Origin of the sequence: Collimonas pratensis (genome assembly GCF_001584185.1) — a bacterium.
Lineage (GTDB): Bacteria > Pseudomonadota > Gammaproteobacteria > Burkholderiales > Burkholderiaceae_D > Collimonas > Collimonas pratensis.
On the sequence record NZ_CP013234.1, the window covers coordinates 4,428,298 to 4,449,632 of the forward strand.

General features: G+C 60.5%; 18 protein-coding genes. 10 read left to right on the forward strand and 8 right to left on the reverse strand.

Annotated features, from left to right (window positions below; genetic code table 11):
• Positions 1-107 precede the first annotated feature (107 nt).
• On the reverse strand, positions 108-1,379 hold the full coding sequence (locus CPter91_RS19695; protein WP_061943131.1) for a urate hydroxylase PuuD: 1,272 nt from the start codon (positions 1,377-1,379) through the stop codon (positions 108-110).
• Positions 1,380-1,887: 508 nt separating this feature from the next.
• Between CPter91_RS19695 and CPter91_RS19700 the strand changes: the two genes are divergently transcribed.
• The 4 genes from CPter91_RS19700 to CPter91_RS19715 all read left to right on the forward strand — a co-directional run bounded on the left by CPter91_RS19700 (position 1,888) and on the right by CPter91_RS19715 (position 7,987).
• Positions 1,888-2,826 (forward strand): LysR substrate-binding domain-containing protein, encoded by a 939-nt coding sequence (locus CPter91_RS19700; protein ID WP_061943133.1) that lies wholly within the window; start codon positions 1,888-1,890, stop codon positions 2,824-2,826.
• Between the two features lie 266 nt (positions 2,827-3,092).
• Positions 3,093-4,487, forward strand: coding sequence for a nucleobase:cation symporter-2 family protein (locus tag CPter91_RS19705; RefSeq protein WP_061943135.1), 1,395 nt, complete (start codon positions 3,093-3,095; stop codon positions 4,485-4,487).
• A gap of 353 nt (positions 4,488-4,840) precedes the next feature.
• Entirely contained in the window at positions 4,841-6,601 is a 1,761-nt protein-coding gene (locus CPter91_RS19710; RefSeq protein WP_061943136.1) for an allantoate amidohydrolase, read from the forward strand.
• Between the two features lie 24 nt (positions 6,602-6,625).
• Positions 6,626-7,987 carry an 8-oxoguanine deaminase gene (locus CPter91_RS19715; RefSeq protein ID WP_061943138.1) on the forward strand — a complete coding sequence of 454 codons (1,362 nt, stop codon included), beginning with the start codon at positions 6,626-6,628 and terminating at the stop codon, positions 7,985-7,987.
• A 63-nt stretch (positions 7,988-8,050) separates the two neighbouring features.
• Here CPter91_RS19715 and CPter91_RS19720 read toward each other — a convergent pair whose 3' ends face one another.
• Positions 8,051-9,109, reverse strand: coding sequence for a retropepsin-like aspartic protease (locus CPter91_RS19720; protein ID WP_082793048.1), 1,059 nt, complete (start codon positions 9,107-9,109; stop codon positions 8,051-8,053).
• 107 nt (positions 9,110-9,216) lie between these two features.
• Complete coding sequence (locus CPter91_RS19725; protein ID WP_061943142.1) at positions 9,217-10,140, reverse strand: LysR family transcriptional regulator; 924 nt, start codon at positions 10,138-10,140, stop codon at positions 9,217-9,219.
• Between the two features lie 129 nt (positions 10,141-10,269).
• Here CPter91_RS19725 and CPter91_RS19730 point away from each other — a divergent pair, with 129 nt between their 5' ends.
• From CPter91_RS19730 to CPter91_RS19740, 3 genes are all read left to right on the forward strand, one after another.
• The gene (locus CPter91_RS19730) at positions 10,270-11,028 is read left to right on the forward strand and encodes a 3-oxoacyl-ACP reductase family protein (RefSeq protein ID WP_061943145.1); all 759 of its coding nucleotides are present in this window, start codon (positions 10,270-10,272) and stop codon (positions 11,026-11,028) included.
• 237 nt (positions 11,029-11,265) lie between these two features.
• The gene (locus CPter91_RS19735) at positions 11,266-11,619 is read left to right on the forward strand and encodes a YkgJ family cysteine cluster protein (RefSeq protein WP_061943147.1); all 354 of its coding nucleotides are present in this window, start codon (positions 11,266-11,268) and stop codon (positions 11,617-11,619) included.
• Between the two features lie 10 nt (positions 11,620-11,629).
• Complete coding sequence (locus tag CPter91_RS19740; RefSeq protein ID WP_236905867.1) at positions 11,630-12,412, forward strand: spermine/spermidine synthase domain-containing protein; 783 nt, start codon at positions 11,630-11,632, stop codon at positions 12,410-12,412.
• A gap of 128 nt (positions 12,413-12,540) precedes the next feature.
• Here CPter91_RS19740 and pyk read toward each other — a convergent pair whose 3' ends face one another.
• The 5 genes from pyk to gcl form a co-directional block, all read right to left on the reverse strand.
• Entirely contained in the window at positions 12,541-13,974 is a 1,434-nt protein-coding gene (gene pyk / locus CPter91_RS19745; RefSeq protein WP_061943149.1) for a pyruvate kinase, read from the reverse strand.
• 121 nt (positions 13,975-14,095) lie between these two features.
• Positions 14,096-15,382: a glycerate kinase type-2 family protein gene (locus CPter91_RS19750; protein WP_061943151.1), complete on the reverse strand. Its 1,287-nt coding sequence runs from the start codon at positions 15,380-15,382 to the stop codon at positions 14,096-14,098.
• Positions 15,383-15,487: 105 nt separating this feature from the next.
• Entirely contained in the window at positions 15,488-16,375 is an 888-nt protein-coding gene (gene glxR / locus CPter91_RS19755; RefSeq protein ID WP_061943153.1) for a 2-hydroxy-3-oxopropionate reductase, read from the reverse strand.
• A 39-nt stretch (positions 16,376-16,414) separates the two neighbouring features.
• Positions 16,415-17,194, reverse strand: coding sequence for a hydroxypyruvate isomerase (gene hyi / locus CPter91_RS19760; protein WP_061943155.1), 780 nt, complete (start codon positions 17,192-17,194; stop codon positions 16,415-16,417).
• Between the two features lie 18 nt (positions 17,195-17,212).
• Entirely contained in the window at positions 17,213-18,988 is a 1,776-nt protein-coding gene (gene gcl / locus CPter91_RS19765) for a glyoxylate carboligase (RefSeq protein WP_061943157.1), read from the reverse strand.
• 273 nt (positions 18,989-19,261) lie between these two features.
• Here gcl and CPter91_RS19770 point away from each other — a divergent pair, with 273 nt between their 5' ends.
• The 3 genes from CPter91_RS19770 (at position 19,262) to CPter91_RS19780 (ending at position 21,331) form a co-directional block, all read left to right on the forward strand.
• A complete protein-coding gene (locus CPter91_RS19770; protein WP_061943159.1) occupies positions 19,262-20,170 on the forward strand; it encodes a LysR family transcriptional regulator in 909 nt (302 codons plus the stop codon).
• Positions 20,171-20,349: 179 nt separating this feature from the next.
• Positions 20,350-20,871: a glycine zipper 2TM domain-containing protein gene (locus CPter91_RS19775; protein WP_082793050.1), complete on the forward strand. Its 522-nt coding sequence runs from the start codon at positions 20,350-20,352 to the stop codon at positions 20,869-20,871.
• A gap of 151 nt (positions 20,872-21,022) precedes the next feature.
• Positions 21,023-21,331, forward strand: a complete 309-nt coding sequence (locus CPter91_RS19780) for a hypothetical protein (RefSeq protein WP_061943163.1) — start codon at positions 21,023-21,025, stop codon at positions 21,329-21,331.
• Positions 21,332-21,335: the final 4 nt, after the last annotated feature.

The following is a 21,335-nucleotide window of genomic DNA, read 5'->3' on the forward strand; positions in this document are numbered from 1 at the left end:
GAAAACTCCAAATGAAACTGTAGGGATAGTGCAGGCGACAGCGCCTGAGCGTAAAGCTATTGCTCAGGCGGCTTCCTGCGTTTGACTGGAAGGTAACAGCGCGCGGCTTACTTGGCGCCGGCGGTATACCAGGCGCCGATCAGGGCGCGTTCGTCGTCGGTGATATGCGTCATGTTCGCCAGCGGCATGGCCTTCAGCTGCACCGCTTGCTGATAGATCTTGTCGGCGTGTTGGCGGATCAGGTCAGGCGTTTGCAGCATGACGCCGGCCGGCGCCGTGGCAAAGCCCGGCTGGGTCGGCTGCGCCGAGTGGCAGGTGGCGCAGCGCTGGCCGATGATTTCCTGGATGTGCGCCATGTCGGCTGCCGGCGCGGCGGTCGCAGTGCCTGCGGCGGCGACGGCGCCGCCTGCAACCGCAGCAGCTTCTGCCTTGGCGACAGGTGCAACCGGCTGGACAGGCTTAGGTGCAATCGCAATCGCCACCGCCAGCAGCAAGGCGACGCCGGCGATCGGATAGCCGATCGAGACACGGCCGGCATGACGCAGGTTGAAGAAGTGACGGATCAGCGCGCCAGCGGCAATGATGGCGGCCAGGATCAGCCAGTTGTACGGATGGCTGTAAGTCATGCCGTAGTGGTTGCTGATCATGATGAACAGCACCGGCAGTGTGAAATAGTTGTTGTGCACGCTGCGTTGCTTGGCCTTCTTGCCGTAGATCGGATCCGGCGATTTGCCGACCCGCATCGCTTCCACCAGCTTGCGCTGGCCAGGAATGATCACCATCAGCACGTTACCCACCATCATGGTGCCGATCATGGCGCCGACATGGATGTAGGCGGCGCGGCCGCTCAGCAGGTGCGTCAGGACATAGGCGGCGGCCACGATGAACAGGTACATGACCAGGCCGAGCAAGCCATCGCGCTTGCCCAGCGGCGAGCGGCACAGCAGGTCGTAGACAGTCCAGCCGATGACCAGCGTGCCGAGGCCGACGCCGATCGCCTGCCAGGTGCTGAGGTCGGCGACGTCCTTGTTGATCATCATGGCCGAAGCATTGAAGTAATACACAATGAACAGCATGGCGAAGCCCGACAGCCAGGTGGCGTAGGCTTCCCATTTGAACCAGTGCAGGTCGTCCGGCAGTTCAGCCGGCGCCACCAGGTATTTTTGCGGATTGTAGAAGCCGCCGCCGTGGACTGCCCACAACTCGCCGGAGACGCCCTTCTTGGCCAGGTCGGAACCCGCTTTCGGCGGCCGGATCGAATTATCGAGCCAGACAAAATAAAAGGATGCGCCGATCCAGGCGATACCCGTGATCAGGTGCAGCCAGCGGACCAGCAGATTGAGCCATTCGACCCCGTATGAAACTAACAATGCATCCATGTCTTCCCCAACGATTAATGCTCGTCTGCCACTGCGGGCTCTGCAAACGATAGAGGTTATTTCGCTTTATATTTGAACCGATAACTGCGTTGCTTCGCCTTGTTCCCGCTTCAAATAAAAATCGAAATATTTACCTCAACACGGCCGCGAACTTTTTTTAACTGCTTAGCTCCGCTACGGCCAACATGAGCGGATAAGCAAGATACCTGCCTGCCCATCCTTCATCTTCCCCTGCCTGCGCTTCGGCCCCGTCAGAAAATAAGTTGAACATTTGTGCTGGCCGTAGCTGGCGCGCTGCTGCCGCTGTTACGTTCGCCCAAATGCCCAACTTATTCCCTAACGGCCCCTTAACGTAAAAAGCGCGCCAGATTCACGCAAGATAAACGCAACGGCCTTTGAAAACATGGATATCCAGATATATTTGACATATGCATATCCATATAACAAAATGAACTTCGAGAGTATCGTAAAAATACGAAACCAATAAATATAAATTGCAGGAGACAACATGGCCAAGCTGCCGGACCACCTGGATATCCACCTGATACGCATCCTGTATCTGCTGCTGTGCGAGAAGAACGTCTCGCGGGTGGCGCTCAAACTCAACCAGCCGCAACCCTCGATCTCGGCCTCGCTGCGCAAGCTGCGCGAACTCACCGGCGACCCCTTGCTGGTGCGCGGCGCGCGCGGCATGGTGCCGACCCAGCACGGCGAAAGCCTGCTGAAGCCGGCCAAGCGCATCCTCGAAGAAACCGAACGCCTGTTCGTGCAAAAGACCGCCTTCGTGCCCCAGGCCGAGGCGCGCACTTTCCATATTGCAGCACCAGATTACATGAATACGCCGTTTTTCCTGGAAGTGGTGGCGCGCCTGCGGCGCGAATCGCCCAAGAGCCGCATCGTGATCCACGCCCTGGGGCCGGAAACCGACTACGTCAGGCTGCTGTCCGACGGCGACCTCGACCTGGTGATCGCCAACTGGGACGAACCGCCGGCCCATTTGCACCTGTCGAAACTGTTCGACGATCCCATCGTCTGCCTGATGCGGGCCGACAGCGCCTACGCCAAGCGCACCGGGCCGGACCAGATGACGGTGGAAGACTACCTGTCATTGCCGCACGTGGCGCCGTGGCAGGTGTTGCCCGGCTACCACGGCATCATCGATTCCTTCCTCGACAGCCAGAACCTGAACCGCAACGTGGTGGTGGAATCGGCCTATTTCGGCATGCTGCCCTATATGGTGGCGCAAACCGACCTGGTGCTGACCACCGGCCGCCAGTTCGCCCGCTTCTATGAAAAGACGCTGGCGCTGAAAAGCTTCACCCTGCCGATCAAGTTTCCACCCATGCGTTTCTATCAACTATGGCATGAACGAGTGCACCAGGCCACCGAACACAAATGGCTGCGCGAACAGATCGGGATTGCCGCCAAGAGCATGCTGGCGAAGTAGCAATAAACACAAAAACACAACACAAATTCCTCTGTAGCAACGAGTTTTCCTCATATATCCAAATACGTAAATCAACTATCAGGCAAGCTATATATCGTGAGGGACTGGGCCAAGTAGTATCGAACAGCACGAGCCCGCTTCCAGCAAGCGGTGACTTGTGAAGGCTGTGGCGCAGCAGGCCGGTCGGGCAGAAATCCCAGGGTTACTGGAGGCCGGATTGATGTCGCCGCAAGCACTAACTATAAATGGTACCTAGGAGACACACGATGACCAGCAGCACAGAACCGGTAGATGAAATACTCCCCGTAGGAAAACTTGCGGCCCTCGGCCTGCAGCATGTGCTGGTGATGTATGCCGGCGCCATCGCGGTGCCGCTGATCATCGGCGGCGCCCTCAACCTGGCAAAAAGCGACATCGCTTTCCTGATCAGCGCCGACCTGTTCTGCTGCGGCCTGGTGACCCTGATCCAGTGTCTCGGCTTCTGGAAATTCGGCATCAAGATGCCAGTCATGATGGGCGTCACCTTCGCCGCCGTCGGCCCGATGGTGGCCATGGCCGGCAATCCGCAGCTGACCATCGTACACATTTACGGCGCAGTGATTGTCTCCGGCATCTTCTGCGTCTTCGCGGCGCCCTACATGAGCCGCCTGATGCGCTTCTTCCCGCCGGTCGTGACCGGCACCGTGATCAGCGTCATCGGCATTTCCCTGATGGGCGTCGGCATCAACTGGGCGGCCGGCGGGCAGCCGGTGATCGGTACCCTGGTCGACGGCGTCTTCACCAAGATTCCCAACCCTGACTACGGCTCGCCGACCAGCCTCGGCATCGCCCTGATCGTGCTGATCTCTATCCTGCTGATCACCAAATACGTCAAAGGCTTCATCGCCAACATCTCGGTCCTGACCGGCATGGCGATCGGCTTCGTCATCGCCATGGCGATGGGCAAGATCAGTTTCTACGGCCTCGGCGATGCCGAATGGTTCGCCTTCATCCGCCCCTTCCACTACGGCTGGCCGAAGTTCGACCTCGGCTCCATCATCAGCATGTGCCTGGTGATGATCGTCACCATGATCGAATCGACCGGAATGTTCATTGCGCTGGGTGAAATCGTCGGCAAGAAAGTCGACGACAAGACCCTGGCGCGCGGTTTGCGCGTGGACGGCCTGGGCAGCGTCATCGGCGGCATTTTCAATACCTTCCCGTACACTTCGTTCTCGCAGAACATCGGCCTGGTGGGCGTCACCGGCGTGCGCAGCCGCTATGTCTGCGCCGCCGCCGGCGTAATCCTGATGCTGTTCGGCCTGTTCCCCAAGATGGCGCACGTGGCCGCCTCGATCCCGCAGTTCGTGCTGGGCGGCGCCGGCATCGTCATGTTCGGCATGGTGGCAGCGACCGGCATCAAGATCCTGTCGAGCGTGGATTTCCAGCGCAACCGCAATAACCTGTTCATCGTCGCCGTCAGCTTCGGCGCCGGCATGATCCCTATCGTGGCGCCGACTTTTTTCGACAAGATGCCGCTGTTCCTGTCGACCATTTTGCATAGCGGCATCCTGCTGGCGTCCAGCATGGCGGTCTTGCTGAACCTGTTCTTCAACGGTAAAGGCTCCAGCGAGGACAGCCATGCGCATGCATTGGCGGCGGCGCAAAGCTCAGATCACTAGGCAGCAATTAAGCAGCAATCAAGCGGAATCATCGTGTTTGAAGAACGTGGCACGGCAATGACAGAGATACGCGCTCCGTAGTATTCCGCTAAGTGGGGTCAGAGTGAAGTTTCTGCAAAAAGCGCGCAGAAAGTTCACTCTGACCCCAGTTAGCTGCGTGTGTGATGCGCGACGAAAACCGAATACGGCTTTGTCGTGCTTCATGAAATTCTTAATAGGCAACAAGTCGACAGCGTGGCGCAAAACGGGCCTGGCTGCGATGAAAGCGGTTTTGAAGTAATGTAATTCCCATCCGTAGCAGTAACAGAGCGATTTAACTTAGGACGAAGCGGGCCGGCCCGCCGATGATACAAATGACAACACTAGAACAATTGAACAGCGCCGATGCGCAGGCTTTCGTGACAACGCTGCACGGCATCTACGAACATTCGCCGTGGATCCCGCTGCGCGCCGCTGCCCAACGTCCATTCGCCAACGTCACCGCGCTCAAGCAGGCGATGCAAGCAGTGGTCAGCAGCGCCAGCCGCGAAGAGCAGCTGGGCCTGATCCGCGCCCACCCGGAGCTGGCCGGCAAGGCTGCCATTGCCGGCGAACTGACGGCGGAATCGACCGGCGAGCAAGCCAAGGCTGGCCTCAACCTGTGCACAGCCGAGGAATTCGCCACGTTGCAAAAGCTGAACGCCGATTACAACCAGAAATTCGGCTTCCCCTTCATCCTGGCGGTCAAGGGCGCCGACGGCCAAGGTCTGTCGCGCCAGGCCATCATCGCCACTTTCAGCCGCCGCCTGAAAAACCAGTTCGACGATGAACTGGGAGAAGCCTTGCGCCAGATCGGCCGCATCGCTGAAATGCGCAGCAACGACCTGCTCGGCTACACGCCAGCATTGGGCAAGACCATCATGCAATGGGCAGAGCAGATCGGCGCCTGGAGCGACGACGACAACGGCCTTACTTGCGCCTACATGACCGACACGCACCGCCGCACCGCCGCCCAGATCGCCGGCTGGATGCGCGAAGCCGGCATGCAAGCAGAAATCGATGCGGTCGGCAATGTGGTCGGACGCTACCTGTCGGACAACGCCTCGGCGAAGACGCTGATGACCGGTTCCCACTACGACACTGTGCGCAACGGCGGCAAGTACGATGGCCGCGAAGGTATCCTGTTGCCGATCGCCATCGTCAAGCACCTGCACGAGCGCGGTGAGAAACTGCCCTTCCATTTTGAAATTGTCGCCTTCTCGGAAGAGGAAGGCGTGCGCTTCAAGAGCACTTTCCTGGGCAGCAACGCCATTATCGGCCAGTTCAACCTGGAACTGCTGAACAATCTCGACCGCGACGGCGTCAGCATGCGCGACGCCCTGCTGCAGGCCGGCCACGACCCGGCGGCGATTTCTGCCATCGCGCGCAATCCGGCGGATCTGCTGGGCTATGTCGAAGTGCATATCGAGCAAGGCCCGGTGCTGCTGCAGCGCGACCTGCCGGTCGGCATCGTCACCTCGATCGCCGGCAGCTGCCGCTACATGGTGCAGCTGAAAGGCGTCGCCAGCCACTCCGGCACCACGCCGATGGCGATGCGCAAGGATGCCGCCGCCGCCGCCGCGGAAATCCTGCTGTATGTCGAACAGCGCTGCGGACAAGACCAGCAGGCTTCGCTGGTCGGCACCGTCGGCCAGCTGCAGGTGCCTAACGGCTCCACCAACGTGATCCCTGGCGCCTGCATCTTCTCGCTGGATATCCGCGCCGCCGACGACGGCATCCGCGACGCCGCGGTGGAAGACGTATTGCGCCATATCGAGACAGTCTGCGCGCGCCGCTGCGTCGAAGCCAATGTCGAAAAAATGGTCTCGGCGCCGGCCGCGCCTTGCGCGCCATGGCTGATGGAACAACTGTCTGCCGCCACCGAACGGGCCGGCGTGAAACCGTTCAAACTCGCTTCCGGCGCTGGCCATGATGCCATGACCATCGCCAAAATAACGGATGTCGCCATGCTTTTCACGCGTTGCGGCAACGGGGGCATCAGCCACAATCCATTGGAGACAATGACTGCGGACGATGCCGAAGTATCGGCGCAAATCTTGCTGGATTTCCTACGCCACTTCAAAGCCAAGTCTTGAACCAGCGTATCTGGAACTAATGCAATGTCTAAAACTTTATTGATAAAAAATGCGCGCGTCGTCGTCACCATGGACGATGCGCGCCGTGAAATCGCCGGCGGCGCCGTCTTCATCCGCGACAACGTGATCGAACAGGTCGGCAACGGCGCCGACCTGCCGCAGACTGCCGACGAAGTCATCGACGCCGGCAACCACGTCGTCATCCCCGGCCTGGTGAATACCCATCATCATATGTACCAGAGCCTGACGCGCGTCATCCCGGCGGCGCAGAACGGCGAGCTGTTCAACTGGCTGACCAACCTGTATCCGATCTGGGCCAACCTGACGCCGGAGATGATCCAGGTCTCGACCCTGACCGCGATGGCGGAACTGATCATGTCCGGCTGCACCACCAGCAGCGATCACCTGTACATCTATCCCAACGGCTGCAAGCTCGACGACAGCATCGAAGCGGCGCAGCAGATCGGCATGCGCTTCCATGCCGCGCGCGGCTCGATGAGCGTCGGCCAGTCGAAAGGCGGCTTGCCGCCGGACCGTGTGGTGGAAGACGAAAAGGCGATCCTGCAAGATACCCAGCGCCTGATCGAAACCTATCACGACAGCAGCCGCCATGCGATGCAACGCATCGTGGTGGCGCCCTGCTCGCCGTTCTCGGTGTCGCGCGACCTGATGCGCGAGTCCGCCATACTGGCGCGTCATCACGGCGTCTCGCTGCATACCCACCTGGCGGAAAACGTCAACGACATCGCCTACAGCCGCGAGAAATTCAACATGACGCCGGCCGAGTACGCGGAAGACTGCGGCTGGGTCGGCCATGACGTCTGGCATGCCCACTGCGTGCAACTGGACGATGACGGCATCTACATGTTCGCCCGCACCGGCACCGGCATCGCCCACTGCCCTTGCTCCAACATGCGGCTGGCCTCCGGCATCGCGCCGATCCGCAAGATGGTCGACGCCGGCGTGGCGGTCGGCATCGGCGTCGACGGTTCGGCCTCGAACGACGGCGCCCACATGCTGGGCGAAGTGCGGCAAGCGATGCTGTTGCAGCGCGTCGGTTTCGGCCCGGACGCCATGACGGCGCGCCAGGCGCTGGAACTGGCGACGCTGGGCGGCGCCAAGGTCCTCAACCGCGACGACATCGGCGCCCTGAAGCCGGGCATGTCGGCCGACCTGGTGCTGTTCGATTTGAACAAGGTCGGCTTTGCCGGCGGCTGGCACGATCCGGTGGCGGCGCTGGTGTTCTGCACGCCGGCCGATGTCGCCTACAGCATCATCAACGGCCGCGTAGTGGTGCGCAACGGCCAGTTCACCACGGTCGACCTCGGCAATGTGCTGGAACGGCATAACAAGCTGGCGTTGTCGCTGGCTGAAGCAGCGCGCTAAGTCTTAGCCCGGGGTGGGTTCGCCTTGTTCCCACCCCGGCAAAGCGTCCGATTGATTATCCCGTCATGGCGACGCAGCTTCTTCTGCAAGCTTGGTTTTGCTGCTTGTGCCAAATACCTGTCCTCCGAGATAGGAAAAATAGAGACGCTTCTGGCTCAATGCGAACAACAGACGGTGAGAATGCAGAAAATCCGCGCCGAGCACCATCTCAGGCTGATCATGGAGCATGGTGTTGGTAGCGGCGACATGATTGGAATCTGAGCGCGCCGCCCCGTAGAGATCCATGATGCAAATCTTTGGATTGCTGATGATTTCCTCGCCTATCGCAAAGCTTTGAAACTGCGCCTGCCACATCTGTGAACGATGTTTTCCGACCCCGCCCCCACTGCCTAATGCCACTACCCCGGGCGATTCGGTAGTGATCCCGGCACGCGCTGCCGCTGCAAGATCAATGATCGAAGTAGATGCCCCGCTGTCCAGCAGCGCGCTTGCTTCCTTGCCATTGATGTGAACCGTCACCACCTGGCGCAGATCGTCGGGAGCAATCGCATGCGTCGACGTGCTCGCCGCATTTTCATCCCAATATGCTAAAAATGACTGGTCGCAAGCGCTCGGCTCAAAAAACTTGATTTGCCGATTCGCCATGGAAATCTCTACGTCTTGGTGAAACAGGATATCGGCGCCGACCAGCACGTCATAATTGAAGGACTTGTCCATGTCCCACAGGACGCCCAAACGCACACCGCGCCAGGCTAGCTTGCCAAATGAGAAGTCATCAAGCCGTGTTGTGTACGACATGGATTCACCGCCCAATCCTATCCCGTAGGTATTGGAATGGCTGAGCGCCAATCCCAGCTTTTCCGCTGCCCGCCGAGTAATCTGGGTGCGCTGCGAACCGCTGTCGAACATCATTGCAACGGCGCTGCCGTTCATGCTGCCCCCGATTGTGGCGAAGCCGTTGATCGGCTTGACCGTAAATGTGGCGAAATTCGTATAGCGACAACTGCTTGCCGCATTTTCCGCGCGTGCGGCATGCAGAAATGCCATCAGCAACACTGCCATGCAGAGCAGTGAGTACGACCGAGGAAGCCGATTCTTTTTAGCAGGATGATCAGGCAGCATATTTTTGGATTTCCATGCGATCAACTGACGAGAAGGTAAGCATCAGCAATTATCCACAGAACGCGACCATTTTCTTGCGAGAATTGTTTCAGTGATGCAACAAACTTTCAGATCGCTGAAAACTGCTGCGCCAGGCGCTTCTGGCGGAAATGCTCGACCACATAATCGACGAACACCCGGGTCTTGGCCGGCAGCAGCTTTTGCGCGGCAAAGTAGAGCGACAAAGTGCCGCCGTCGACATACCAGTCCGGCAGCACCCGCACCAGGCTTTTCGCGCGCAGGAAGGGCAAAGCGTTCGGCACGCTGACCAGGGCGATGCCGAGCCCCATCTGCGCACTCTCGCAGGCCGCTTCCGGATCGCTCATGGTCATGCGCGTGCGCAGCGTCACCGGCGCCTGCCGGTTGGCGCGGTTGCGCAAAGGCCAGGAACGCACCCGCCCGGTCTGAGGCGAACGGATGAAGATGCCGTCGAAGGTGTCCAGCTCATCGGGGGATGTTGGCGTTTTCCTGTCCTGGAAATAGTCCGGCGCCGCCACCAGCACCCGGTGCGCCGGCGCCAGCACGCGCGCCACCACGCCGGGCGGCAATTCGAAGCCGCCGCCGAGGGCGGCATCGAAGCCTTGCGCGATCAGGTCGATCTGGCGGTTATCGAAATGCCAGTCGGGCGAGATGCCCGGGTACTTTGCCAGGAAAGGCGCCAGCAGCGGCACCATGTAGGCGCGGCCAAAGCCGGTGCCCATGCTGACCTTGAGCATGCCGGCCGGCTGGCCGCCAGCGCTGGCCAGGTTGTCGACCGCGGCCTGGATCGTCAGCAGGCTGTCCTTGACCTCGTGCAGGAAACTTTCGCCTGCCTCGGTCAGCGTCAGGCTGCGCGTACTGCGCTGGAACAGCCGCACGCCCAGCCCCGCTTCCAGCCTGGCGACGTTCTTGCCGACCGCCGCGGAAGTCATGCCGAGCCGCCGCGCCGCCTCGGAAAAGCTGCCGGCTTCGGCGCTGCGGACGAAGCATTGCATGCCGATCATCGTTTCCATTTTAAACCTTTGGTATGAATTGATTATGCCGATTAGAGACTAGTAACAACATAATGATCGTCCGATACTGTGCCTGTCAACCCGCTGCTTGCCAATTCGGCCTGCAGCCCAACTTACAGGAGCAATACCATGACGAACCATCAAGCAGCCGCCGTACTGGACAACAAAGTCGCCTTCATCCAAGGCGGTTCGCGCGGCATCGGCGCCGCCATCGCTAAACGCCTGGCCAAGAACGGCGCGGCGGTCGCCTTCAGCTATGTCAGCTCGCCGGAAAAAGCCGCGCAAGTGGTCCAGCATATCGAAGCAGCCGGCGGCCGGGCGCTGGCGATCCAGGCCGACAGCGCCGATGCCTGGCAGATCAAGGCCGCCATCGCCAAGACCGTCAGCACTTTCGGCCGGCTGGATATCCTGGTCAACAACGCTGGTGTGCTGGCGATAGCGCCGCTGGCCGAATTCAGCCTGGAAGACTTTGACCGTACGCTCGCCATCAACGTCCGCAGCGTTTTCATCGCCAGCCAGGAAGCCGCGCGCCACATGGGCGACGGCGGCCGCATCATCAACATCGGCAGCACCAACGCCGAGCGCATGCCGTTTGCCGGCGGCGGTCCCTACGCCATGAGCAAGTCGGCGCTGGTCGGCCTGACCCGCGGCCTGGCGCGTGACCTCGGCCCGCGCGGCATCACCATCAACAACGTGCAGCCAGGCCCGGTCGACACCGACATGAATCCGGCCAACAGCGAATTCGCCACCAGCCTGAAGGCCATGATGCCGATCGGCCGCTATGGCACGGACGAGGAAATTGCCGGCTTCGTCGCCTACCTGGCCAGCCCGGAAGCGGCCTACATCACCGGCGCCAGCCTCACCATCGATGGCGGATTCGCAGCCTGACAGGCCGCCATCCTCAAGCTGCTGAAGGCAAAGGCTGCTGCACGATGGCAGCAGCCTTTGCCCAAGCCGCGCAACAGACGCTTGCCGGCCGCTTGCCGCCGGCCCTCAACATCGCCCCGCCCTCCTCATCGACAAAGCTGCCTGCGACCGCCGTCCGCCAATGGTAAGCTTGTGCCTCAGCACCCAGAATCCCTATCGCAAGACAATTCACGATCATTACAGGAGTAGCGCGTTGTAATGAAAAGCAATGTTCACATCATCAAGTTCTTCAGGCAGCGCATCCCGGCGTTTACCTGCGTGCCGGGCTGCCATGACTGCTGCGGCCCGGTGCTGGCTTCCAGCGAAGAGATGGCCAGGCTGCCGCGCAAGAGCGCGCAGGAGCAGGATGCGGCGCTGGCGGCGCTCAGCTGCCCGCATCTGGGCGCCGAAGGTTGCCAGGTGTATGACGAACGTCCGCTGGTCTGCCGTTTGTTCGGCACCACGCCCAAGCTGGCCTGCCCCAACGGCAAGGGTCCGGCAGTCATGATCGATCCGCTGACAGAAGAGCGGATCTATGATTATTTCGCGCAAACGCGCCACGTGCTGGTTTGATTTTCACATCATGACCATACCCTCTTCCTTCGAACTATTGCTCGAGCAAAGCGGCGGACAGCCCTTTGTGTTTGAGCACGGCGACATGCGCACACTGCATTTTGACCACAAGTACGTGCAAAGCGCGATGTCGATTGCCGAGCCGCACAAGCTGCTGCTGAGTTATACGCGGGCCATGATGGGCTTCCTGCTGTTTCACCCGGCGCCCAGGCACATCCTGCTGGTCGGCTTGGGCGGCGGTTCTCTAGCCAAATACTGCTATCGCCATTTCCCTGACGCCCGCATCACCGTGCTCGAACTGAGTGCAGAAGTGATCGCCTTGCGCGACCATTTCATGATTCCGGCCGACGACCAGCGCTTCCAGGTGATCCACACCGATGCCGCAGCCTACATGCAGGCACAGCAGGGAAACATCGCCGACATCATCATGCTGGACGGTTTTTCCGCCGACGGTCCCGCCGAGGCGCTCAGCACCAGCGGCTTCTATGCCGCCTGCCTGCGTAACCTTGCTGCTGGCGGCATCGTGGTGTCGAATCTGTGGGACCGCCCGGATTTCCTGGTGCAAGCGATCGGCCAGGCGCTGGCGGCATCCGACTGGCGCATATGGTGGTGCCGCACCAGCGACAGCCATAACTGCATTGCTTTTTTTATCAAAGGCAGCGTCACGCCGTTGTTCAGAACGATGATACTTAGACGGGCAAAAAAACTGGATGCGCAGTTTGGATTGCAGCTGTCGGAGCTGGTGCCATCGTTCCAGCTCGTCAGAGACCAGCCTGAGGAAGAGTCGGTTTAAATGCTGCACACAACATAAAAAAATATCCCCGACGCTTACGCATGGGGGATATTTTTGGTTGCCTGTCTGGCAGAACCGTATCAACTCACCGGTTAGCGTGATTTTTCCCACGCCTGCCGCTTACAGATTTACTGCGCCCAGATTTCCGCCAGGCGCAACAGGTTGGTGCTGCCCGGCTGGCCGAACGGCATGCCGGCGGTGATCGCGATCTGGTCGCCGACCTTGGCGAAACCTTCCTTGAAGGCGGTCTGGCAAGCGGCAGTCACCATTTCGCTTTCGTTATGCACCTGTTCGCTGATGGTGGAATGCACGCCCCACACCAGCGCTAGCCGGCGCGCGGTCGCCAGTTTCGGCGTGATGCTGAGGATGGGCGCCATCGGCCGTTCGCGCGCGGCGCGCAGGCTGGTGTGGCCGGAGCTGGTGTATGTCACGGTGACCTTGGCGCCGATGATGCGGGTGACATCGCGCAGCGCCGAGCAGATGGCGTCGCCGCGGTTCGGCAGCGGGCCGCCGTTTCTTTCATAGTGTTGTGCATCCAGCATGTTTAGGTACAGCGGATCGCGCTCGACTTCAGTGATGATGCGGTCCATGATGGAGACAGCCGGGACCGGGTAAGCGCCGCTGGCCGATTCGGCCGACAGCATCACGGCATCGGCGCCGTCGTAGATGGCGCTGGCGACGTCGGACGCTTCGGCGCGGGTCGGCACCGGCGAGGTGATCATCGATTCCAGCATCTGGGTGGCGATCACGATCGGCTTGCCATGCTGGCGGCAGACGCGCAGGATGCGCTTTTGCACGCCCGGCACGCGTTCCGGCGGCAGCTCCACGCCGAGGTCGCCGCGTGCCACCATGATGGCGTCGGAAACCTGCACGATCGCATCCAGCTGTTCCAGCGCAGCCGGCTTCTCCAGCTTCGACAGGATGCTGGCGCGGTCGCCGATCAGGGCGCGCGCTTCCAGCACGTCTTCCGGCCGCTGCACGAAGGACAGCGCAATCCAGTCGACGCCCAGTTCCAGTGCAAATTTCAGGTCGCGCTTGTCTTTTTCAGTCAGCGCCGGGATCGGCAGCACCGCATCCGGCACGTTGACGCCCTTACGGTCCGACAATGTGCCGCTGTTGACTACCCGGGTGCGGATAGACTGGCCGTCGCAGGACTGCACTTCCAGCCGCACCTTGCCGTCATCCAGCAGCAGCGCCTGGTCACCGGCGATCACTTCAAACAATTCCGCATGCGGCAAGCAGACGCGCTCGCTGTTGCCCGGGGTGGGGTCGCGGTCCAGCGTGAATTCCTGACCGGCGTGCAATTCGATCTTGCCATCGGCGAACTGGCCGATGCGCAGCTTCGGGCCTTGCAGGTCGGCCAGGATGGCGACTGGCCGGCCGACTGCCTTTTCCACCGCGCGGACGATATCGTAGCGCTGCTGATGATCGGCGTGGCTACCATGGCTGAAATTGAAACGGAAGACGTCGGCGCCTGCTTCGAACAAGGCCTGGATGGTGCTCTGGTCGGCGCTGGCGGGACCGAGCGTGGCGACGATTTTTGCTTTACGTTGGCGGCGCATGATGTGCTTTCTTTAGATGGTCAGCTAATGGCAAGGCGAAAAGGGACTCCCCGCGCCGGTCCGGTGTGGCAGCCGGCGCAGGTTTCTGTTTATTGAGAGAGTGTTGCGGAGTGCCGCTGTATCAGAGAATCACGATGGCGCGGAAATCGTTGACGTTGGTGCGCGTCGGTCCGCTCACCACCAGGTCGCCCAGCGCGCTGAAGAAGCCGTAGCCGTCGTTGTTGTCCAGCATGGCGCGCGGACGCAATCCCAGCTCCGCTGCCTTGCGCATCGAATCCGGCTGGTAGATGGCGCCGGCGTTGTCTTCGGAGCCGTCGATGCCGTCGGTGTCGCAGGCTATCGCGTGGATATCTGGGAAACCGTCCAGCGCAATGGCCAGGCTCAGCAGGAATTCGGCATTGCGGCCGCCGCGTCCCTTGCCGCGCACGGTGACGGTGGTTTCGCCGCCGGAGATCACCACACAAGGCTTGCTGAACGGTTGTCCGCGACGGGCAATCTGGCGCGCCAGCGCAGCATGCGCCAGGCCGATATCGCGCGCCTCGCCTTCCATCTCGTCGGACAGGATGTAGGGCGTCAGGCCAGCTGCGCTCACGGTGGCTGCTGCCGCGTCCAATGCGTCCTGGGCGGTGGCGATCACATAATGCTGGTTGCGCTCCAGGCGCGGATCGCCGGGCTTGGCGCTTTCGCCGGCGCCGGATTCCAGGTGCTTGAGAATGGCCTCAGGAATTTCAATACTATATTTGCGCAGCACCGCCAAGGCATCCGCGCAGGTGGTCGGATCGGCCAGGGTCGGGCCGCTGGCGATGATGCCGGGATCGTCGCCCGGGATATCGGAAATCATCAGCGTCACCACCCGCGCCGGGGCGCAGGCCAGCGCCAGCCGGCCGCCCTTGATGGCGGACAGGTGCTTGCGCACGCAATTCATTTCAAAAATGGTGGCGCCGCTTTTGAGCAGCGCTTTGTTGATCGCCTGTTTCTGTTCCAGCGTAATGCCTGGCGCCGGCAGCGCCAGCAAGGCCGAGCCGCCGCCGGAAATCAGGCAGATCACCAGATCGTCTGCAGTCAAGCCCTGGACCAGTTCCAGCATCCGTACGGCAGCCTGGCGGCCGGCTTCGTCCGGCACCGGATGCGATGCTTCCACTACCTCGATGCGCTTGCAGTCGGCGCCATGCTCGTAGCGCGTCACCACCAGCCCGGACAGCTCGCCCTGCCAATGCTCTTCCACTGTCTGAGCCATGGCTGCCGCGCCTTTGCCCGCACCGATCACCAGTGTCCGGCCTTTACCGGACGGCTCCGGGATCTTCGCCAGGTATTCGGGCAGGCATTTGGCGGCGCTGACGGCGTCGACCGCGGCCTGGTACATATCGAGGAGAAGCTGGCGGGGCTTAATACTGTGCGCGGTAGTCATGCTGTTATGCCTTGATCTATGAAGCAGGTGTCTCTGAGATTTCTATTTATTCTATGCTACATCCATCGCGCAGGATGGACACGAATGGCCACCCTGCGCGATATCTTACACCTTGGCGATTTCGTGGTTGGACATGATTTCGACAGCGCGGCACAGCGCCGAGTGATCGAGCCCGCTCAAGCCGTTGGCTGCGCAGGAGTTCATCAGCTCTTGCACCGCAGCCGTGTTCGGCAGCGAAACGCCCAGTGCCTTGGCGCCTTGCAAAGCCAGGTTCAGATCTTTCTGATGCAGCTCAATGCGGAAGCCTGGATTAAACGTACGCTTGACCATGCGTTCGCCGTGCACTTCCAGGATACGGGAAGCAGCAAAGCCGCCCATCAGCGCCTGCCGTACACGGGCCGGATCGGCGCCGGCCTTGGAAGCAAACAGCAAGGCTTCGGCAACCGCCTGGATATTCAACGCAACGATGATCTGGTTGGCCACCTTGGTAGTCTGGCCGTCGCCGTTGCCGCCGACCAGCGTGATGTTCTTGCCCATCAGTTCAAACAAAGGCTTGGCATCGTTGAACGCGCCTTCCGAGCCGCCCACCATGATGGTCAGCGATGCCGCCTTGGCGCCGACTTCGCCGCCGGAGACCGGCGCATCCAGGTATTCGCAACCCAGGGCGTTGATCTTCTTGGCGAAACCCTTGGTGGCGATCGGCGAGATCGAGCTCATGTCGATCACGGTCTTGCCGGCGGTCAGGCCTTCGGCCACGCCTTTTTCGCCGAACAGGACGGCTTCCACGTGCGGGGTGTCCGGCACCATGACGATGATGATGTCAGCGCGCTTGGCGACTTCGGCGCCGGAAGTGCAGACCGTGGCGCCGCCGTCGATCAATGCTGCCGGTGGATTCTTCTGGTCATGCAGGTACAGCTTGTGGCCGCCGCGCTGCAGGTTTTCCGCCATGGGCGCACCCATGATGCCGAGTCCGATAAAGCCAACTTTTGCCATGATATTTCTCCGTAATTATGTAAATGCAGACCGCTAAACTTACAGGCCGTGCGCCGCGCGCCAGCCCAGACCTTCCACCGTGCCGGCCTTCGGCTTGTACTCGCAGCCGATCCAGCCGTCGTAGCCGATCTCATCCAGGAACTTGAACAGAAAGTGATAATTGATTTCACCCGTGCCCGGCTCGAAACGCCCCGGGTTGTCCGCCAGTTGCACATGTTTGATCTGCGCCAGGTTAGCCTTGACGGTATTGGCCAGCTCGCCTTCCATTCTTTGCATGTGATAGATGTCGTACTGTACGAACAGGTTGCTGGAGCCGGTCGCCTTGATCAGGTCCAGCGCCTGTTTGGTGCCGGTCAGGAAGAAACCGGGAATATCGAAACTGTTGATCGGCTCGATCAGCAAGCGGATACCCGCGGCCTGCAACTTGTCGGCAGCAAATTTCAGGTTGCTGACCACGGTCGCCTGCGCCAGGTCGCTGCTGACGCCGACCGGTACGATGCCGACCAGGCAGTTCAGCTGCTTGACATTCAATACCTTGGCGTAGCGGATGGCATCGTCGACACCTTGCTGGAATTCGCTGACGCGGTCCGGGTGGCAGGCGATGCCGCGTTCGCCGGCTTCCCAGTTACCCGCAGGCAGGTTGTGCAACACCAGTTCCAGGCCGTTGGTAGCCAGCTTGTCGGCGATCTGTTCGGCGCGGAAGGCATACGGGAACAGGAATTCGACGCCCTTGAAGCCGGCCTTGGCTGCGGCATCGAAGCGCTCCAGGAACGGCAGCTCGGTGAACAGCATGGTCAGGTTGGCAGCTAATTTTGTCATGTCGTCTCTCTCCAGAAATCAGTCCAGCAGGGACACGGCGGTCGGTGCGTGGCTGCGGCTGGTGGCCAGTTCTTCGAACTCGTTGATGTTGTCGATCTCGGTGCCCATGGAAACGTTGGTGACGCGTTCCAGGATGATTTCCACCACTACCGGCACGCGGAATTCCTTCATCCAGCGCTTGGCCTGGGCGAAGGCGTCCTGGATCGCATTCGGATCGGTGACGCGGATCGCCTTGCAGCCGAGGCCTTCGACGACGGCAATGTGGTCGACGCCGTAGCCGTTGAGTTCCGGCGCGTTGATGTTTTCAAACGCCAGCTGCACGCAGTAATCCATCTCGAAGCCGCGCTGCGCCTGACGGATCAGGCCGAGGTAGGAGTTGTTCACCACCACGTGCAGGTAAGGCAGGTTGAACTGAGCGCCTACCGCCAGTTCTTCGATCATGAACTGGAAGTCGTAGTCGCCGGAAATCGCCACTACATCGCGCTTCGGATCTGCCACGCAGACACCCAGCGCCGCCGAAATGGTCCAACCCAACGGACCGGCCTGGCCGCAGTTGATCCAGTGGCGGGCGTGGTACACGTGCAGGAATTGCGCGGCAGCGATCTGCGACAAGCCGATAGTGCTGACGTAGCAGGTGTCGCGGCCGAAAGCGCGGTTCATTTCTTCGTAGACGCGCTGTGGCTTGACCGGTACGTTTTCAAAGTGGGTGCGGCGCTGCATGGTGCGCTTGCGCTCCTGGCACTCGGCCAGCCATTGCGAACGGTCCGGCAATTTGCCGGCGGCTTTCAATTCCTTGGCGACTTCGACGAACAGCTTCAAGGCTGCCTTGGCGTCGGAGACGATGCCGTAGTCGGGACCGAACACGCGGCCGATCTGGGTCGGTTCGATGTCGACGTGGACGAACTTGCGGCCCTTGGTGAACACTTCCACCGAACCGGTGTGGCGGTTAGCCCAGCGGTTGCCGATGCCGAGCACGAAGTCGGAGGCCAGCATGGTGGCGTTGCCGTAGCGGTGGCTGGTTTGCAGTCCGACCATGCCCGCCATTTGCGGATGGTCGTCGGGGATCGCACCCCATGCCATCAGGGTCGGAATCACCGGCACGCCTGTCAGTTCGGCAAACTCAACCGCGAGCTCAGCTGCATCGGCATTGATGACGCCGCCGCCGATGGTCAGCAATGGACGCTCTGCTTCATTCAGCATGGTCAATGCTTTTTCGATCTGGGCGCGCGACGCTGCCGGCTTGTAGACTGGCAAAGGTTCGTAGGTGTCCGGATCGAATTCGATCTCGGCCATCTGCACGTCGAACGGCATGTCAATCAGGACCGGACCTGGACGGCCGGAACGCATGACGTGGAAAGCCTGCTGGAACACGCGCGGCAACAGCGCCGGCTCACGCACGGTGACTGCCCACTTGGTGACCGGCTTGGCGATCGATTCAATATCGACCGCCTGGAAATCTTCCTTGTACAGACGGGCGCGCGGCGCCTGGCCTGTGATGCAGAGGATAGGAATCGAATCGGCCTGGGCCGAGTACAAGCCGGTGATCATATCGGTGCCGGCCGGACCGGAGGTGCCGATACAGATGCCGATGTTGCCCGGGTTGGCGCGGGTGTAGCCTTCCGCCATGTGCGATGCGCCTTCAACGTGGCGCGCCAGCACGTGCTCGATGCCGCCATGCCGTTTCATGGCCGAGTAGAACGGGTTAATTGCGGCGCCTGGCACGCCAAAGGCTTGCACACAGCCCTCTTTCGCCAATACGTGCATTACTGCGTCAACTGCCTTCATCTTTGCCATGTTGCCTCCGGATTACAGAATGTGAAATTATTGCCACTGCCTGCGGACCGCTCCGGATTTGCCCCGTAATACTGCTGGAAATTCGGGGACGGTATGGAGACTGCCGAGTGGATGAGACACATGCTATAACCAAACATATTGTTTGATAAGAACACAAACAATCGCTTTATTCGATACGTCAAGTATGGAATACTAAGAAAAAGAGCAAAATACAGACTTGGATAAGCTAACAACGAAGCTAACAACAAAGCCAACAACGAAGCCGGAAGAGACATGGACAAACTCAAACAGATAGAAGCTTTCGTCAGCGTGGTGGAAAAAGGCAGCCTGGCGGGCGCGGCGCTGGAACAGAACATTACCCCGGTGATGCTGGGACGGCGCATCGATGCGCTGGAGAAACGGCTCGGCACCAAGCTGATGCACAGGACCACGCGCCACCTGACCCTGACCGAGCAAGGCACGGTCTTCCTCGACCATTGCCGCAAGCTGCTGACCGAGCTGGATATTGCGGAAAAAATCATCTCTGAAGGCCGCCACAAAGCCACCGGCCATCTGGTGGTGTCGGCCCCTGCCGCTTTCGGCCGTAAGCACGTGGCGCCGCATGCACCGGCGTTTATCGCCACCAATCCGGAAGTGCAGATCTCGTTCAACCTGACCGACCGCGTGGTCGACCTGGTGCGCGAAGGCTATGACATCAGCATCCGCATCGGCGGCGCCATCGATCCGAATTTCGTTGCGGTGAAACTGGCCGGCAACCGCCGCGTGGTATGCGGCACGCCGGAGTATTTCCATCGCAACGGTATCCCGCGCACGCTGGAAGACATCGCCCACCACAACTGCCTTTCCTTCAACCTGCAAGGCGGCCAGCAGCGCGGCTGGTATTTCCAGCAAGGCGGCAAACCGGTGATCATCAAGACCGCCGGCAACCTCGATTGCAACGACGGCGAACTGCTGCACCGCTGGGTCAGCGAAGGACTCGGACTGGGCTGGCGTTCTACCTGGGAAATCGAATCGCAGCTGGCGTCGGGCGAGCTGCTGACGGTGCTGGATGAATTCGCCCTGCCGCATTACGACATCATGGCGGTCTATCCGCAGCAGCGGCATCTGCCGGCCAAAGTGCGTTTCTTCATCGACCGCCTGAAATCGATCTATGCGCAGCCGGACTACTGGAGCAAGGGCTGAAAACCCATGCTGAAAAACAAGATTGATTGCCGAAATGTAAGTTCCGTAACATTCCCGTCTTCTCATGGTGCGCCGGTCAACCGAGCCGTAAGCAACATCGTTTTAGTGTGGTGAATCGCACATGCACGACCGCTGCGAAGTACTACACTGAATATATTAACCAACATCATGAGGCAGCTATGACAATCCGCAAAACAACTCAACAAGCCATGCTGGCTGCAGTCATCGGCGGCACGCTGCTGCTCGGCGGCTGCGCCGCGCCGTATGGCGGACAAGGTTATGGCAACCAAGGCTATGGCAATCAAGGTTATAGCAATCCGCCTCCGCAAACTTATCCGGGTTACCAGGGCGGCTACCAACAAAACAATAACAGCAACTACGGCGTGGTCGATGCCATCGATGTCGTCAATACGCCTAGCCAGGGTATAGGCGGCGCGGTGGTCGGCGGCGTGCTCGGCGGCGTGGTTGGCCACCAGATCGGCCACGGCAACGGCAACACCCTGGCGACCATTGCCGGCGTGGTCGGCGGTGCAGTGGCGGGCAACCAGCTGGAAGCACGCAACAGCCCGGGCTCGACTTCGTATAACGTGCGGGTGCGCATGAACAACAACGGCTACCAGACCATCAGCGTCAGCAACCCCGGCGATCTGCGGGTGGGTGACCGGGTGCGTGTCGATAACGGCCAGATTTCGCGTTACTAAGTTTTCAAACTCTCGCCGCAGTGGTTGAACCCCGGCGGCAATCCCGATAGACACGGATTGCCGCCGGGCGAACAAAGCATCAGATTTCATCGGCCCTATCAGTACGTTCACATTCCGCATCTTGCTGAATGCAACAACACCAGGAGGCATCATGAAAATCCACATCACACCTTTGTCGCTGGCTTTTTTTATCGCCGCCAATGCTTTCGCGCTGCATGCCAATGCAGCTGAAGAAAACGTCCAGTACCGGGATCCGCCACGCTGGGGCGTGCCGGACCGGACGCCGCAGGCGCGCTTTGAAACCATGAAAAAAGAAAATACCAATGCCTATGCGCAGGCCATGAACGATTGCCGCGCGATGCGTGGACGCGCAGCCATGGATTGCAAGCGCGAAGCGCGCGTCAATTTCGACCGCGATATGCAGCGCGCGCGTGAAATGACCGTCGGCGCACGCCGCTGATCCC